Here is a 15,435-nt window from a genome sequence, read left to right as displayed (position 1 = left end):
AAGAGGCGCGACCCACCGGAGGAGGCGCGACCCACCGGAGGAGGCGCGACCCACCGGACGAGATGACGGCCGCGGAGAGAACGGCCGGAGAGAAAGGACGATCCATGCACGATCCGGCCGGCGAGGCGCTGCGGGCCCTGACACGCCCCGGGATGGGAACCGAGAACGCCGGTCCCGCGCTGCGCGCGCTGGCCAGGATGCTGCGCCCGCGCACCGTGGTCGAAGTGGGGGCCGGTTCCTCGACGCTGCACCTGCTCCTGGGGCTGAGCGACGCCCGTTCGGAGGCCGCCGAGGACCGGCGGATCGTCCGCGGAGAGGTCGCGGCGGAGGAGCGCGCGTCGGTCCTGCGTCCGCGTTCGGTACTCGACGACTACGCGCCGAAGCTCCTCGTCATCGACGACTTCTCCGTACCCGGCACCTCGGCGCACCGGGTGCGGGAGACGGCCCGCACGCTGGGCCTCGACGCCATGCTCACCTTCATCGAGCGGGACTTCTTCGCCCTGGCGGACCACGAGCTCGACGCGTGGGGACCGCTGGACCTGGTGTGGCTCGACGCCGGCACCCAGGCCGACGACGCCGGTTTCCTCACGTCGCTCTGGCCGCGCGTGGCGCCCGGCGGCACCGTCGTGCTGCATGAGCCGTACCTGGCCACGACGGTCGAGACGTACGAGACGCACGAGACGCACGACACGTACGCCGGACAGGATCGCGGCCGCGTGGCGTGCCGGGTCGTTCCCACCCCGCTCTTGCAGGAGCTGCGCCGCCAGGCCGCCCTGCCGGACGCCGGATTCGACGTACTCGCCCTGGGCGAACCCCACAAACACCGCCAGACGGGCCTGCTGCTGTTGCGCAAGCACGGCGCGGGCGAGCGCGACCGGGGCGTCCCGTTCCCCGAGGAGCTCAGGGCCCTGGGCGAGATCGACTCCGCCGTGGCTCCCCGGCTGGGACCGGCCGTGGAAACCTCGGGGGCGGAGACCGCGGGGGCGGAGACCGCGGGGACGGGGATCGCGGGGACGGAGGCCGCCGACGGGATCCTCGCCGCACTGGCCGACGACACCCGCCGTACCGTCTACAGCGCCGTCGTCCTCCAGGCCGACACGACCCAGGGCATCGCGGAACGCCTCGGGATGGCGCCCGCGCGCTGCGCGAAGTCCCTCGCCGCGCTGGAACGGGCGGGACTGATCGCGTCCACCGAAAAGCTCTGGACCCCCGTCGATGACGTCTGGCGCCAGGCGGCACCTCGCCGCCCACGTCCCCGGCCGCAGGCCGTGATCCCCTCGAAGCAGGGCAAGCGCAGAGTTTTCCTGGAAGGGCTGGTCCCTCTCTTCGCACCGGACCGGCGCTACCCGGAAGCCGAGGTGAACGAGATCCTGCGCGAGGTCCATCCGGATGTGGCCGCGCTGCGCCGCCATCTGGTCGAGGAGCGGCTGCTCGCCCGTGCGGACGGCCGGTACTGGCGGCCCTGAACGGCGGCTCTGACCGGCGGCCGTGACCGACGGTGACCCAGGTCGACCGGGTGATCGCTCAGAGCGAACACAGCCCGGGGAACATTCGGCGGCTCACAAGCATTGAGTGCACATAGCTCAACTTGACTGCCGAAGGGGAGATCATGGCTGCCGAATCCACGGCGAACTCACTGCTGACGCTGCCCGTGCTGCCGCTCGATGACGAAGTCGTGCTGCCCGGCATGGTGGTGCCGCTGGACCTGTCCGACAACGATGTGCGCGCCGCCGTGGAGGCCGCCCAGGCCGCCGCCCACGCCGATTCCGGCAAGCCCAGGGTGCTCCTCGTCCCGCGCATCGACGGGACCTACGCCGCGACCGGCGTCCTCGGCACCGTCGAGCAGGTGGGGCGCCTGTCCGACGGCGATCCCGGCGCGCTCATCCGCGGCCGCGGACGCGTCAGGATCGGCGCCGGTACGACCGGGCCCGGCGCGGCCCTGTGGGTCGAGGGCAGCGTCGTCGAGGAGACCGTGCCCGAGCCGCTGCCCGGGGCCGTGACCGAGCTGGTCAAGGAGTACAAGGCACTCGCCACCACGTGGCTGAAGAAGCGCGGCGCCTGGCAGGTCGTCGACCGCGTCCAGCAGATCGACGGGGTCTCGGCCCTCGCCGACAACTCCGGCTACTCGCCCTTCCTCACCGTCGAGCAGAAGGTCGAACTCCTGGAGACCGCCGACCCGGTCGCCCGTCTCAAGCTCGCCACCGCGCAGCTGCGCGAGCACCTGGCCGAGCAGGACGTGGCCGAGTCCATCGCGAAGGACGTCCAGGAGGGCGTCGACAAGCAGCAGCGCGAGTTCCTGCTGCGGCGCCAGCTGGAGGCCGTACGCAAGGAACTGCGCGACCTCAACGGAGAGACCGAGGGCGACGAGTCCGACGACTACCGCGCGCGCGTGGAGGCCGCCGACCTGCCCGAGAAGGTGCGGGAGGCCGCCCTCAAGGAGGTCGAGAAGCTGGAGCGGTCCAGCGACCAGTCCCCGGAAGGATCCTGGATCCGCACCTGGCTCGACACCGTCCTCGAACTGCCGTGGAACGAGCGCACCGAGGACCAGTACGACATCCAGGGCGCGAAGGGCGTCCTCGACGCCGAGCACGCGGGCCTGGAGGACGTGAAGGAGCGGATCACCGAGTACCTCGCGGTGCGCAAGCGGCGCGCCGAGCGCGGGCTCGGGGTCGTCGGCGGCCGTCGGGGCGGTGCCGTGCTCGCGCTGGTCGGCCCGCCCGGCGTCGGCAAGACCTCGCTCGGCGAGTCCGTCGCGCACGCGATGGGACGGAAGTTCGTCCGGGTCGCGCTCGGCGGCGTGCGGGACGAGGCGGAGATCCGCGGCCACCGGCGTACGTACGTCGGCGCGCTGCCGGGCCGGATCGTACGGGCCATCAAGGAGGCCGGGTCGATGAACCCGGTGGTCCTGCTCGACGAGATCGACAAGGTCGGCTCCGACTTCCGGGGCGACCCGGCGGCCGCTCTCCTGGAGGTCCTGGACCCGGCGCAGAACCACACCTTCCGGGACCACTACCTGGAGGTCGAACTGGACCTCTCCGACGTCGTCTTCCTGGCGACGGCGAACGTCCTGGAGGCCATCCCGGAGGCGCTGCTCGACCGCATGGAGCTGGTGCGGCTCGACGGGTACACGGAGGACGAGAAGATCGTCATCGCCCGTGACCACCTGCTGCCCCGCCAGTTGGAGCGGGCCGGCCTGGAGCCGGGCGAGGTGGTCATCGAGGACGCCTCCCTGCGGAAGCTGGCGGGCGAGTACACCCGGGAGGCGGGCGTACGGAACCTGGAGCGGTCCATCGCGCGGCTGCTGCGGAAGGTCGCGGCGCAGCATGAACTGGGCGACCGCGAGCTGCCGTTCTCGGTCGGCGTGGACGATCTGCGCGGTCTGATCGGGCGCCCGCATCACGTGCCCGAGTCGGCGCAGGACCCGGCCGAGCGGCGCACCGCCGTGCCGGGCGTGGCGACCGGGCTCGCGGTCACGGGCGCGGGAGGTGACGTCCTCTTCGTGGAGGCGTCGCTCGCCGACCCGGAGACGGGCGCGGCGGGGCTGACCCTGACGGGCCAGCTGGGCGACGTGATGAAGGAGTCGGCGCAGATCGCGCTCTCCTTCCTGCGCTCGCACGGCGCGGAGCTGGAGCTGCCCGTGACCGGCCTGAAGGACCGGGGCGTGCACATCCACTTCCCGGCCGGCGCGGTCCCGAAGGACGGCCCGAGCGCGGGCATCACGATGACGACGGCCCTGGCGTCGCTGCTCTCCGGCCGCCTGGTCCGCACGGACGTCGCGATGACCGGCGAGGTCTCCCTGACCGGCCGGGTCCTCCCGATCGGCGGCGTGAAGCAGAAGCTTCTGGCGGCCCACCGGGCGGGCGTCACGACGGTCGTGATCCCCAAGCGCAACGAGGCCGACCTGGACGACGTCCCGGCGGAGATCCTGGAGAAGCTGGAGGTCCACCCGGTCACGGACGTCCGCCAGGTCCTGGAGATCGCCCTCGCCCCGGCGGAGGTCGCGGTGAGCGCGGCGGCGTAGCGACCCCCGCGCACGGCGGGCGGGGCACCCCTTCACGGGGGGTGCCCCGCCCGCCGGTGGTGGACCGGAGAGGCGAAGGGGGCCGGACTCAGCCGTTCGCCAGCGCCTGTACCCGCGAGAGGTCGCCGTTGAAGTGGTTGTGGTCGCCGACCGTCGGGCCGGACGAGGTGTACTGCCACATCGTGTAGTACGGCCAGCCCGCCGGCAGTTCGCCCACCGTCGACGCGTACCGCGCCACCCACAGCGGGTTGGTCGAGCCGAAGCCCGAGTAGTTGCCGGTGCACTGCTTCCACCAGCTCGTCGCCGTGTAGATCACCGGGTCGCGGCCGGTCCGGTACTTGTACCGGTTCACGAAGTCACGGATCCACGCGACCATCCCCGACTGCGTCTTGCCGTAGCAGGTCGAGCCGTACGGGTTCCACTCGATGTCGAGCGCGCCCGGCAGCGTCTTCCCGTCCCGGGACCAGCCGCCGCCGTTGTTCACGAAGTAGTCGGCCTGTGCCGCGCCGGTCGTCGTGTCCGGGGTCGCGAAGTGGTACGCGCCGCGGATCATGCCGACGTTGTAGGAGCCGTTGTACTGCTGCGCGAAGTACGGGTTCTTGTAGTACGTGCCCTCCGTCGCCTTGACGTAGGCCCACTTCACCCCGCTGTTCCACAGGGTCGACCAGGCCACGTTCCCCTGGTGGCTGGAGACGTCCACGCCTTCCGTCTGGACGGCCTGGATCGAGATGCCGCCGGGCTTGCCGCCCTGGCCGTCGTGCTCGATGACGCCCATACCCATGTAGGCGGAACCGCGCGGCGGTACGGACTCGGCGTCGGCGTCGGCCGCGCTGGCCGGACCGGAGAGTGTGAGGGGGAGGAGGAGGGCCAGGGCCGCGAGCGCGGCGCCGGCGAGGGTCTTTCCGGATCTGTGCACGGGCATTGCGTGCCTCCGAAAGGCTCGGTGGGGGAGCGAGTCGACATGTGCTGGTGTGGACATGTCAGCGACGACGCTACGCACGTAGACCGGTTCGGCGGAAGGGGGACTGGGTGCTGCCGTTGGTCTACTCCTGCGAAATACTGAGGGAGCTGCGGCGATGGCCGCGGTCGAAAGAAACTTTCAGCGACCGGAAAGCGCGCGAGGGGTGCTGACGTGCACGGAAGCGGTACGGGGAATGACGGCGAGCCCATCACGTCGTCGACGCGGAGTGGTGTGGACCAGGAATTCCTCGCCCTGGAACGCGAACTGGCGGTCTTTCTGCGCCGCGCCCGCGCCCAGTCCGGCGAGATGGCCCGCGAGGTGCACCCCGAGCTCGAGTCCTCCGCCTACGGGCTCTTCGTACGGCTCGAGGACGCCGGGCCCCAGCGCGCCACCGAACTCGCCGGGTACTTCGGCGTCGGCAAGGCGACCATGAGCCGCCAGCTGCGCACCTTGGAGGACCTCGGGCTCGTCGCCCGCGACCCCGACCCGGCCGACGGACGCGCCTCGCTGGTCCGGCTCACGGAGGAGGGCCGGAAGCGCTTCCGCCGCGTACGCGACGCACGGCGCGGGCGGTACGTCCGCAAGCTCGCCGACTGGGACCGGGGCGAGGTCGCCGAACTGGCCCGCCTGCTGCACCAGCTCAACACGCGCGCGGAGGGCTAGGCGCCCGGCTGAAGCGACCCGGAGGGGAACCGAGCCTCACGGAAGAACGGCGAACACCGCGGTCGCGTCGTCGTGGAGCTTCCAGCGGAAGGGGCCGCCGGCCGCCTCGTCGGCCGCCTCCAGCGCCCGGACCCGCGCCAGCAGCCCGTGCGGGCCCTCCTTCCGGAGCACCGCGAAGCAGTCCGCCCAGTCCCCCTCCCCGAACAGCTCCACCCACCGCGTCGCCCCGTCCGTGAGCGCCGCCAGGGCCCGTACCGCCGATCGGGGCGTCGTCCCCGCCACCGCGTGCCGCGCCACCTCCGGGTCCGCCGCTGCCGTGAAGAAACCGCCCTGCTGGTTCCGCAGGCGGTCCGTCGCCTCCAGGGAGCGGCGGATCTCGTCCGGGACCCGGTCGAGTCGGTCGTCGAGCACCGCCCGTACCGAACCGTCCGGGGCCTCGAGGAGCAGCGCGGCGTCGGAGAGGACGAGGTGCTCGACCGAGGTCGCGTTCCAGCGGGCCATCGCGAGGGTCGCCTGGGGAGTGCGTACGTGAGAAAGGTCACAGCTGTCGCGGTGGGCGTCCGCGGTGCGCCGGATTGCCCGGGCCAGGACCTCGCGCAGCGTCAGGTCCGGGCGTGAAGCGGATAGTTCGGTCAAAGCGCCACCGAGCCGTGCGGTGAACCAGGGCACGTCGTGCACACAACCGTCGTCGTCGATCGGCGGCGTCACCCCGTCGAGCACGACCACCGCCCCACCCTCGCCGGACGCGGGAAGAGTCGCCGCTGCCCAGTCCTCGTTGGGGCGTTCGGGGCTGCCGGGAAGGGTGGCGACTTCGGTGCGCATGATCCTCAGTCTGCCCCCGGGGCCGAAAGCCTGCATCACTCCTTCACAGTGTCTCCCAACGGCCGAATATGGCCTGTACCAACCCTCCGCGAGGCGCACACGAGGCGGAAGGAGGGCCTCCGGGAAGCTGCGGGCGGGCATCTTGCCAAAGGCCGCACGGAAGATCCAACCGACGCACCGAGTGGGCCCGGAAAGTTCCTCGCGCGAAGTTGTTCGCCAACTCATGAGTGTTGTTCACTCGTTCGGGTGGCGGAGCGGCCGATGCGCGTCCCCTTCCCAAAAGCGCTGGAATGGTCGGAAGCCGTACCAGGGGTGGGGGCGCTCTCACGTGTGACCGGTCGTCACCTCTGCTTCATGGGTGGACGAGTCGAGATTGCGAGCACCGGTGCAGAAGAAGCGGCCTCGGAGCAACAACGGCACGCGGAGCGAGACCCCCGGTGACCCGCTGACCGCGGGCGGGGCCACGGGCTCCGACGCCGACGGCACCCCGACCCCTGGAACCCCCGGCACCCCCGGCGTTCCCGCGGGCCGCCCCAAGCGCGTCCGCAACCGCCTGGTCGCCGGAGTCGCTCTCGTCGGCGTCACCGTCCTCGCCGCCGGCGCCCCCGCGATCCTCACCGCCTCCGGCGAACTGACCGAGGCCCAGCGTCTGGTCACCCTGGCCGAGCTCGACCGCCAGGCCGTCACCCTCGCCCACTCGCTCGCCGACGAGCGCGACGAGGTCGTCGCGTACATCGCCGCGGGCCGCGACGAGCAGACCGGCGACACCGAGGCCAGGCGCCAGGTCACCAGCACCCGTTCCACCCGTGTCGACCGGCAGATCGACGAGATCCGGCCCGCCGCCCCCGCCGAACTGCGCCGCGACCTCGCGGACCTGGCCGCCGTCCGCCGTACCGCGCTGACCGGCGAGGGCACCGCCCTGGAGGCCCACAAGGCGTACTCGGACGTCATCGCCAAGCTCCAGGACCTCGCGGACGAGCTGGCCGAGCGGACCCCGGCCCGCGCCGCCGAGGCCACCCGGGCGCCCGCCGCGCTCGGCCGCGCCGTCGAGCAGGCCTCGGCCGCCCGCGGGTTGCTCCTGGCCGCCCTCGCCGTACCCCAGCCCGAGTCCACCGGGACGCACTACGACCCGATCACGGGCACCTACGTGCCCGACGAGCCGGAGGGCGCGGACGAGGCCGACCGTGCCCGGGACGCCCTGACGGCCGCCGCCCAGCAGGCCCGCGTCCGTGAACTGGCCTCCCTCGCCGACTTCGACCAGGCCGCCACGGCCGCCGGGCGGGACTCCCTCGCCGGCACCGTGACCGGCCCGGACGTCAAGAGCGCCGAGCGGTACCTGACCGGGCTCACCGACCAGCCGAGGCTCACCAAGAGCGAGCGGCGCACCGACCCCGAGAAGCTGGAGGCCGCGCTCTCCGCCCGTATCGAGCAGATGCGCGGCGTCGAGTCGGCGCTCGCCACCGAGCAGGTGGAACGCCTCGCCCAGCTCCGCGACGACGACGTCACCGCCCTCGAACTGCGCATCGCCTTCCTCGGCGGCTGCCTGCTCATCGCGGTCGGCATCTCGACCTTCGTCGCCCGCACCCTCACCCGCCCGCTCGCCGTGCTGCGTATCGGCGCCGCGCGGATCGCCGCCGCCCCGGAGACCGAGGAGCCGGTCCGCTTCACCGGCCGCAACGACGAGTTCGCCCAGGTCGTACGGTCCCTCAACACCCTCCAGGACAAGCTGGCCGACCTCGCCCGGCGCACCGAGCGGCTCGACAGCGAGCGGGCCGACCTGGCGGGCGCCCGCGACTCCCTCGCCGCCGAGCTGGCCACGCAGCGCGCCGAGCTGCAGGGCCACACGGCGCTCCTCACCGCCGAACTCGAACGGCTCCGGCACACCGTCCACCACACCTTCGTCAACCTCTCGCTGCGCAGCCTCGGCCTGGTGGAGCGCCAGCTCGGCGTCATCGAGAAGCTGGAGGAGCGCGAGCAGGACCCGGACCGGCTCGCCACCCTCTTCAAGCTCGACCACATGGCCACCGTCATGCGCCGCCACAGCGAGAACCTCCTGGTCCTCGCCGGGCACGAGCACGTCCACGGCCACCCCGGAGCGGTCCCGCTCGTCGACGTGCTGCGCGCCGCCGTCAGCGAGATCGAGCGGTACGAGCGGGTCACCATCCAGTCCCTGCCGCCGCACGCCCAGATCGCGGGCTTCGCCGCGGACGACCTCAGCCACCTGATCGCCGAACTCCTCGAGAACGCCACCTCCTTCTCGCCGCCCGACGCGCAGGTCCAGCTCTCCGGCTGGCTCCTGGAGAGCGGTGAGGTGATGCTCTCCGTCCAGGACGAGGGCATCGGCATGACCGAGTCCCGGCTCGCCGAGCTCAACGCACGGCTCGCCGAGGCCGACCCGGCCGACGCCGCGGGGGAGGGGCTCGGCATCCGGGTCACCGCCCTGCTCGCCGCCCGCCACGGCGTGCGGGTGCAGCTGCGCGAGCAGAAGCAGGGCGGGATCGCGGCCGTCATCGTGCTGCCGCTGCCGCTGCTTCCGACGGCCCCGCCGACCGCGGTCCCGCCGGCCGTGCCGGTCGCCGGCTCCGCGCCCACGCTGAACCTCCCGGGCTCGGTGGCGGAGGCGAACTCCAACACCCTGCCGCCCCGTACCAGGGACCCCCTGGTGGAGGCGGCGGAGCAGGCGATCGCCGAGTCGGAGGCGGCCCCGGAGATACCGGAGGCGGAGGTGTCCGGGCCCGAAGCGGCCGAGGCGGAGCCCATGGCCTCCGAGCCCGAGGTCTCCGAGCCCGAGATCACCCCCGCCCCCGCGCCCCAGGACCAGACCGTCCCGGACGAGACCGTCCCGGACGAGACCGAGACCGCCCCGCGGCCTTCCGTGGCCGAGACGACCCTCCAGGTCCGCCTCCCCGAGCCGCCGCCGGAGCCGGACGCCCACGAGCGCGCACCCGAGGAGACCGAGCCGGTCGCCCCGCGCCTCACCGACAAGGGCCTGCCCAAGCGCACCCCGCAGATCGTCCGCCCGGCCGACAGTCCGGTCGCCCCGCGCGCGGGAGGGGTGGACGCCGAGGCGCTGCGCCGCAGGCTCGGCGGCTTCCACCGGGGGGCCGAGGAGGGACGCCGGGACGTGGAGGCGGAGATCGAAGCCGTACAGACGCAGACCGAGACCCAGACCCAGACACGGATACAGACGCGGAACGCAGGGACAGAGGAGAAGACGGGGGACACAGTCGAGGAGGCACGCAGTTGACTGCGACCGGAACATTCGGACTGAGCAAGGAAGCCCGCAACCTGCAGTGGCTGCTCGGCAACCTCGTCGAGGAGGTGCCAGGGCTCCGCTCGGTCGCCGTCGTCTCGTCCGACGGCCTGCTGTTGCTCTCGTCCGACCCCGCGGCCCAGAGCGCCGCCACCACCCCCGCCACGGGCCGGTCCGACGGCCCGCGGGGATCCAGCGCGGACCTGGCCACGATCGTCTCGGGCATCGGCAGCCTCACCATCGGTGCGGCCCGGCTGATGGACGGCGGCGGGGTCAAGCAGACCATGGTGGCCATGGAGGAGGGCAGCGTCTTCGTCATGTCGATCAGTGACGGCTCGCTGCTCGGCGTGCACGCCGAGCCCGACTGCGACATGAGCGTCGTCGCGTACCACATGGCGCTCTTCGTCGGCCGGGCCGGACACGTACTCACCCCCGAACTCCGCAGCGAGCTGCGCAAATCGATGGAGAGCACCCAGTGACGTCCGCATCCCACGCCCACCGGCTGCCGGTCCGGGGCGACGGCCGCCGCCCCGCGCGCGTGCGCCCGTACTCGCTCACCGGCGGCCGCACCCGCTTCGGCCATGTCCTGCTCGTCGAGACCTTCGTCGCGGCGCTCGAGGCGCCGCCCGCCCGCAAGGTGCTGACGGACGGCGGGCCGGCCGCCCGCGGGCTGATGCCGGAGATGCGGGCCATCGTCGAGATCTGCCGCCGGATGCGTACCGTCGCCGAGATCTCGGCGCTCCTGAAGATGCCGTTGGGTGTCGTCCGAGTGCTGCTCAGCGACTTGGCCGACCAGGGAAAGATCCGTGTGTACGGGACCGGTCACGGCACCGGCCAGCCCGACCGCGCGCTGCTCGAAAGGGTGCTGAGTGGACTCCGCCGTCTCTGAAGCCGCTGCACCGGCGCTCGCCGGAATCCCCGCCCAGCCCGAGGCCCCCGGGCCCGGCGCCGTGGCGGACGCCGAAGAGGGCTCCCAGGACTGGCAGCTCGACCACACCCGCGCCCCGGTCGCGACCAAGGTCGTCGTCGCGGGCGGCTTCGGCGTCGGCAAGACGACCTTCGTCCGGGCGGTCTCGGAGATCACTCCGCTGCAGACCGAGGCCCTGATGACCCAGGCGAGCGAGGAGACCGACGATCTCTCCGCGACGCCCGACAAGCTCACCACGACCGTGGCGATGGACTTCGGCCGGATCACCCTGGACGACGACCTCGTGCTGTACGTCTTCGGTACGCCGGGACAGCAGCGCTTCTGGTTCATGTGGGACGACCTGGTGCGCGGCGCGATCGGCGCGATCGTGCTCGCCGACACCCGGCGGCTGACCGACTGCTTCCCCGCGCTGGACTACTTCGAGAGCTGCGGGCTGCCGTACATCGTCGCGGTCAACCACTTCGAGGGCACCGAGCTGTTCGAGGCCGAGGACGTCCGGGAGGCCCTCACGGTGCCCCCGGACGTACCGATAGTGATCATGGACGCACGCAAGCGGTACAGCGTGATCGAGTCCCTGCTCGCGATGGTCGCGCACGCGCTCGCAGCCACCCCTGAATAGCCTGATCCACGCGTTAGGAACCCGCCATGCGGAAGATACTCATCGTCGGAGCCGGCCAGTCCGGTCTCCAGCTCGCCCTCGGACTCCAGTCGCAGGGGTACGAGGTCACCCTCATGTCCAACCGCACGGCGGACGAGATCCGGTCCGGCCGGGTCATGTCCACCCAGTGCATGTTCGACACCGCGCTCCAGCACGAGCGCGACCTCGGGATCAACTTCTGGGAGTCCCAGGCCCCGCGCATCGAGGGCCTCGGCGTGTCGGTGGCGGCGCCCGACAGCTCACGCGTCATCGACTGGGTGGGGAAGCTCGACGGCTACGCCCAGTCCGTCGACCAGCGCGTGAAGATGGCCGGCTGGATGGAGACCTTCGCCCAGCGCGGCGGGCAGCTCGTCATCCACGGCGCGGCCGTCTCCGACCTGGACTACTTCTCCCGTACGTACGACCTGGTCCTCGTCTCCGCCGGCAAGGGCGAGCTGGTCTCCATGTTCGGCCGGGACGCGTCCCGCTCCCCGTACAGCGAACCGCAGCGCGCGCTGGCCGTCGCGTACGTCCACGGCCTCGGCCCGCGCCCCGAGCACCCGGACTTCGACGCCGTGCGCTGCAACCTGGTCCCCGGCGTCGGCGAGCTCTTCGTGATGCCGACCCTGACCACCTCCGGCCGTGCCGACATCCTCTTCTGGGAGGGCGTCCCGGGCGGCCCGCTGGACGTCTTCCAGGGCGTCAAGGACCCCTCCGAGCACCTCGCTCTCACGCTGGAGCTGATGGAGAAGTTCACGCCCTGGGAGTACGCGCGGGCCACCAGGGTCGAGCTGACCGACGCGAACGGCACGCTGGCCGGCCGCTACGCGCCGACCGTGCGCAACCCGATCGGCCGGCTGCCCGGCGGCGGTCTGGTCCTCGGCGTCGCGGACGTCGTCGTCGCCAACGACCCGATCACCGGCCAGGGTTCGAACTCGGCCTCCAAGTGCGCGGCGGCCTACCTCGCCTCGATCGTCGAGAACGGCGACAAGCCCTTCGACGAGGCCTGGATGCAGACCACGTTCGACCGGTACTGGAACACCGCGCAGCACGTCACCAAGTGGACGACCGCGATGCTCGGCGTCCCGCCGGAGCACGTCCTGAACCTGATCGGCGCGGCCGGCCAGCTCCAGCCGGTCGCCGACCGCTTCGCGAACGGCTTCAACGACCCGGCCGACTTCGAGAACTTCTTCTACGACCCCGAGAAGACCTCCGCCTACCTGGCCTCCGTCGCTCAGGGCTGACGGGCGGCCGTCCAGGATTCCGACGGTCGCCGGGGCACTCCGCCACGGCGACCGTCGGAGTCTTTCTTCGGCCGCGACGCGTGGGCGACGAGGAAGAGGAAGGCTCCACAGGCCGCGACCAGCATCCAGCCCGGGCGGGACGCCCGCGCCAGTTCCGCCGGGCCCGCCGTCGCGACCAGGCCGCCGGCGAGGGCGATACCGAGCGCGGCGCCGAGCTGGCGCGCGGTGGACGTGATCGCCCCCGCGACCCCCGCACGGGCGGGAGGCAGCCCGCTCACCGCCGTGTTGGTGAGGGGGGCGTTGGCGAAGCCGAACCCGATGCCGACGAGCAGATACGCCGTCAGCAGCAGGGGCACGCCGGTGTCCTGGTCGAGCCCCACGAGGCAGAGTCCGCCCGCGGTGAGGAAGCCGCCGGCCAGAAGGAGGGGCGGCCGCGGGCCGAGGCGCCCGACCAGACGCCCGGCCAGAGGTGCGCAGACGGTGGCTCCGACGGCCATGGGCAGGGTCGCCGTCCCGGCGGCCAGCGGGGTCCATCCCCGTCCGTGCTGGAGGTAGAAGGTGCTGAGGAGCAGCGTCACGTTCAGGGCGACGAAGACCGCGAGGGCGCCCAGGACCGCACCGCCGAAGACCGGGCGCCGGAAGAGGCGTAGATCCATCAGCGGTTCGGGCCGGCGCGACTCGACCCGTACGAACGCCACTGTCGCGACGGCGGCACACCCGTACAGGCCCAGCGCCGCGGGCGAGGTCCAGCCGATGTGCGGCCCTTCGATGAGGGCGCCGACCGAGACCGCGACGGCGACGGTGAGCAGGGCCTGACCGGGGAGGTCGAGCCGCTGCGGCCGCGGTGCCCGGGACTCCGGCACGAACACGGCGCTCAGCACGAGGGCGGCCACGACGACCGGCGCGTTGATCCAGAACAGGGACCGCCAGCCGAGCGCCTCGACGAGCGCGCCGCCCGTGACCGGGCCGGCGGCCATGCTGAGCCCGAAGACCGCCGCCCAGACACCGATGGCCCGTGCACGCTCCTTCGGGTCGGGCATGGCGTTCACCACGATCGCGAGAGCCACGGGGCTGAGCATCGAGGCGCCGATGCCCTGGAGCGCGCGGGCCGCGACGAGGACGCCCGCGGAGGGGGCGAGCGCGCAGAGCAGGGAGGCGGCGCCGAACACCGCGAGGCCGTAGCGGAAGACGCGTCGCCGTCCGAACCGGTCCGCCAGCGCACCGGAGGAGATCAGGAGCGCGGCCAGGACGAGGGTGTACGCGTCCACGACCCATTCGAGGCCGCGGGTGCCGACACCGAGGCCGTCCCCGATCGCGGGGAGGCCCACATTGACGATGGTGGTGTCCAGGCCCACCAGGAACATGCTCAGGCAGCAGACGGCCAGCACCGTCCAGCGTCCGCGCGCGTCAAGAAGGGGCTGCACAGGGTGGGTTGTGGTGGTCACGGCCTGCCTCACACGTCCGGGAGTAGCTGCCCGGCCAGACTCCGGCCGAGCGGCCGGCAATGCCCAGTTCTTTTGCGAAGGCGGCAAAAAACTTTCCGGTGAGCCACTCGTGAGCCACCCTCAACCCTGGTCGTAGCCCTCGTCCGCGCCGTCCGTGGCGCCCGCCGGGAGCGCGGGCGGCGCGTACGTCTTCAGGGCCTTGCCGCCCGGGTCGGGACGGACGGCTCCCAGGAGCGGGTTGGCGGCGATCGGGGAGACCTTCACCCGGGCGCCCGGGCGTGGGGCCTGCACGACGAGGCCGCGGCCGAGGTAGATCGCCACATGGGTGGCGTCGGGGAAGTAGACCACCAGATCACCTGGGCGCAGGTCGCGCAGGGGCACCTTGGGGAGCGTCCGCCACTGCTCCTGGCTGGTCCGGGGGATGTCCCGGCCGGCGCTCGCCCAGGCCCGGGAGGTGAGTCCGGAGCAGTCGTACGACTCCGGGCCCTCGGCGCCCCACACGTACGGCTTGCCGATCTGCCGTACCGCGTACCGCAGCGCCTCCCCGCCTTCCCGGGAGGGGGTCCGGGTGTGGTCCAGGACGCCGGATCCGAGGAGTTCGCGCTGGGCGCCCGCGGTCTGGGTCTTTTCCAGCGCGGTCAGCCGGGCGAGCTGGTCGGCGGAGAGGGAGGCGAGCAGCTTCTGGACGTCCTTCAGCCGGGCCTGGACGTCGTCCCGCTGCTTCCGCTGCCGTGCGGCGAGCGTCTGCTGCCGGTCCAGGGCCTGGCGGGACCGGCTCGCGAGCGCGTCCGCCTTCTTCTCCGCCTCGGTGAGCCGGGAGACTGTGTCGGCCCGGTCGCGGGCCGCACGGGCCATCAGATGGCCCTGGTCCAGGGCGTGCCGGGGATCGTCGGAGAGCAGCAGCCGCAGGTACGAGGAGAACGTCGAGGCCGCGGCCCGCCCCTGGTACTGCTCCCGCGCGAGCCGCCCGGCCGCGTCACGGCCCCGGGCGAGCGCCTCACGGGCGGCGGTGAGGGCGGCGGTGACCTTCTTGGTGTCGGCGGTCTGGAGCCGCAGGGCCTCGTCGGTGGCGTTGTAGGTCTCGGTGGCCTGCTCGGCCTGGCGGTAGAGGGTCTGGAGCCGGATGAGGAGCCCGGCGACGGAGTCGCCGCCGGGAGGCGGGAGTTCGGCGGCGTCGTCGAGGGGGGTGCCGTCGGCGGGGTCGATGCCGGCGGGGGTGTCGCCCGGGGTGTCCTCCGGGACGTCCGTCGGCGGGTCGGCTCGCCCCTCTGCCGAGACGTCCGCCGGGGCCTCCACCGGGGGGTCCACCGGGTCGTCGGCGGTCGCCGCCGAAACCCCCGCCAATGCCGTCGACGCGGCGAGCACCCCCGTGCAGACCGTGCGCAGCAGCCTTCCTGACACGTCATCACCTCCATGGAGATGATGCGCGGGCCGGATCGTGCGATGAGCTCACAAAGGGGC

At 72.6% G+C, this 15,435-nt stretch carries 12 protein-coding genes; 8 read left to right on the top strand and 4 right to left on the bottom strand.

Translation table 11 applies throughout. From position 1 onward, the window contains the following. The first annotated feature begins 104 nt into the window (after positions 1-104). Positions 105-1,466, top strand: coding sequence for a DUF2087 domain-containing protein (locus ACFYV5_RS08815; protein WP_389166015.1), 1,362 nt, complete (start codon positions 105-107; stop codon positions 1,464-1,466). Positions 1,467-1,609: 143 nt separating this feature from the next. Beyond that, positions 1,610-4,021 carry an endopeptidase La gene (lon, locus tag ACFYV5_RS08810; protein WP_355108098.1) on the top strand — a complete coding sequence of 804 codons (2,412 nt, stop codon included), beginning with the start codon at positions 1,610-1,612 and terminating at the stop codon, positions 4,019-4,021. A gap of 88 nt (positions 4,022-4,109) precedes the next feature. Here lon and ACFYV5_RS08805 read toward each other — a convergent pair whose 3' ends face one another. Beyond that, the gene (locus ACFYV5_RS08805; RefSeq protein WP_389166013.1) at positions 4,110-4,943 is read right to left on the bottom strand and encodes a lysozyme; all 834 of its coding nucleotides are present in this window, start codon (positions 4,941-4,943) and stop codon (positions 4,110-4,112) included. A 210-nt stretch (positions 4,944-5,153) separates the two neighbouring features. Here ACFYV5_RS08805 and ACFYV5_RS08800 point away from each other — a divergent pair, with 210 nt between their 5' ends. Further along, the gene (locus ACFYV5_RS08800) at positions 5,154-5,645 is read left to right on the top strand and encodes a MarR family transcriptional regulator (protein ID WP_355108094.1); all 492 of its coding nucleotides are present in this window, start codon (positions 5,154-5,156) and stop codon (positions 5,643-5,645) included. A gap of 36 nt (positions 5,646-5,681) precedes the next feature. Here the strand turns inward: ACFYV5_RS08800 and ACFYV5_RS08795 are convergent, their stop codons facing one another. Continuing rightward, positions 5,682-6,467, bottom strand: coding sequence for a hypothetical protein (locus ACFYV5_RS08795; protein WP_389166009.1), 786 nt, complete (start codon positions 6,465-6,467; stop codon positions 5,682-5,684). 385 nt (positions 6,468-6,852) lie between these two features. On the opposite strand from ACFYV5_RS08795, the gene ACFYV5_RS08790 reads away from it, so the two are divergent. The 5 genes from ACFYV5_RS08790 to ACFYV5_RS08770 are packed head-to-tail and all read left to right on the top strand — an operon-like array spanning position 6,853 to position 12,529. Further along, complete coding sequence (locus tag ACFYV5_RS08790) at positions 6,853-9,714, top strand: nitrate- and nitrite sensing domain-containing protein (protein ID WP_389166380.1); 2,862 nt, start codon at positions 6,853-6,855, stop codon at positions 9,712-9,714. Then, positions 9,711-10,199, top strand: coding sequence for a roadblock/LC7 domain-containing protein (locus ACFYV5_RS08785; RefSeq protein ID WP_355108088.1), 489 nt, complete (start codon positions 9,711-9,713; stop codon positions 10,197-10,199). Before ACFYV5_RS08790 ends, ACFYV5_RS08785 begins: the two co-directional genes overlap by 4 nt. Further along, positions 10,196-10,609, top strand: a complete 414-nt coding sequence (locus ACFYV5_RS08780) for a DUF742 domain-containing protein (protein WP_355108086.1) — start codon at positions 10,196-10,198, stop codon at positions 10,607-10,609. The genes ACFYV5_RS08785 and ACFYV5_RS08780 overlap by 4 nt, the downstream gene beginning before the upstream one ends. After that, positions 10,590-11,267 (top strand): ATP/GTP-binding protein, encoded by a 678-nt coding sequence (locus tag ACFYV5_RS08775; protein ID WP_389166006.1) that lies wholly within the window; start codon positions 10,590-10,592, stop codon positions 11,265-11,267. Before ACFYV5_RS08780 ends, ACFYV5_RS08775 begins: the two co-directional genes overlap by 20 nt. Positions 11,268-11,293: 26 nt before the next feature. Next, a complete protein-coding gene (locus ACFYV5_RS08770; RefSeq protein WP_389166003.1) occupies positions 11,294-12,529 on the top strand; it encodes a styrene monooxygenase/indole monooxygenase family protein in 1,236 nt (411 codons plus the stop codon). On the opposite strand, the gene ACFYV5_RS08765 is transcribed toward ACFYV5_RS08770, so the two are convergent. Together ACFYV5_RS08765 and ACFYV5_RS08760 are read right to left on the bottom strand one after the other, a co-directional pair. After that, positions 12,520-13,953 (bottom strand): MFS transporter, encoded by a 1,434-nt coding sequence (locus tag ACFYV5_RS08765; protein WP_389166000.1) that lies wholly within the window; start codon positions 13,951-13,953, stop codon positions 12,520-12,522. The two genes, ACFYV5_RS08770 and ACFYV5_RS08765, sit on opposite strands and share 10 nt — an antisense overlap. A gap of 141 nt (positions 13,954-14,094) precedes the next feature. After that, positions 14,095-15,375: an NlpC/P60 family protein gene (locus ACFYV5_RS08760; protein ID WP_389165997.1), complete on the bottom strand. Its 1,281-nt coding sequence runs from the start codon at positions 15,373-15,375 to the stop codon at positions 14,095-14,097. Positions 15,376-15,435: the final 60 nt, after the last annotated feature.

This window comes from Streptomyces sp. NPDC003035 (assembly GCF_042888285.1).
GTDB lineage: Bacteria > Actinomycetota > Actinomycetes > Streptomycetales > Streptomycetaceae > Streptomyces.
This window is presented reverse-complemented; position numbering and strand designations above follow the sequence as displayed.